1 protein-coding gene is annotated in these 663 nt (G+C 73.3%); it reads left to right on the forward strand.

What is annotated here, in order from left to right; translation table 11 throughout:
* Positions 1-108: 108 nt before the first annotated feature.
* A partial coding sequence (locus tag A612_RS13470) for a bifunctional adenosylcobinamide kinase/adenosylcobinamide-phosphate guanylyltransferase (protein WP_019374986.1) occupies positions 109-663 on the forward strand: 555 nt, incomplete at its 3' end.

The raw sequence follows: 663 nt of genomic DNA on the forward strand, positions 1-663 counted from the left end.
ACCGCCACGGCAGCATCCGCGCCAGCTTCTTCCAGCCCTGGTTCCCGTCGGCGCCGGCGGTGGTGGCGCAGCTGTTCGGTGCGGCTGGCCACCAGGGAGGTGGATGACATGCAGGTAGCACGCAGCGAGCTGATCCTGGGGGGCCAGAAAAGCGGCAAGTCGCGCCGGGCCGAGCTGCTCGCCGGCGCGTGGCTGGCGGCGCGGCCGTCGCACCGCGCGGTGCTGGTGGCGACCGCTCAGGCGCACGACGCCGAGATGCAGGCGCGCATCGAGCGGCACCAGCGCGAGCGCGCCGCCCGCGTGCCGGGCCTGGAGTTGCTGGAGGAGCCGCGCGACCTCGCCGGGGCGCTGCTGCGCTGCAGCCGGCCCGAGACGCTGCTGGTCGTGGATTGCCTGACCTTGTGGCTCACGCATTGGCTGATGCCGCTGCGGCCCGCCGGCGACGCTCTCCATGATGCATCCGCCTGGGCGACCCAGAGTGCCAGTTTTTTCGAGGCGCTCGAACATTGCCCCGGCCCGGTGGTGCTGGTGGGCAACGAGATCGGCCTGGGCGTGGTCCCGCTCGGACGCGAGGTGCGCGCCTTCGTCGATGCCCTGGGCCTGCTCAACCAGCAGGCGGCGGCTGCCTGCCGGCGCGTGACGCTGATGGCGGCGGGCCTGCCA

It is taken from the genome of Melaminivora alkalimesophila, assembly GCF_000282995.1.
In the GTDB taxonomy this organism is placed as follows: domain Bacteria; phylum Pseudomonadota; class Gammaproteobacteria; order Burkholderiales; family Burkholderiaceae_C; genus Melaminivora; species Melaminivora alkalimesophila.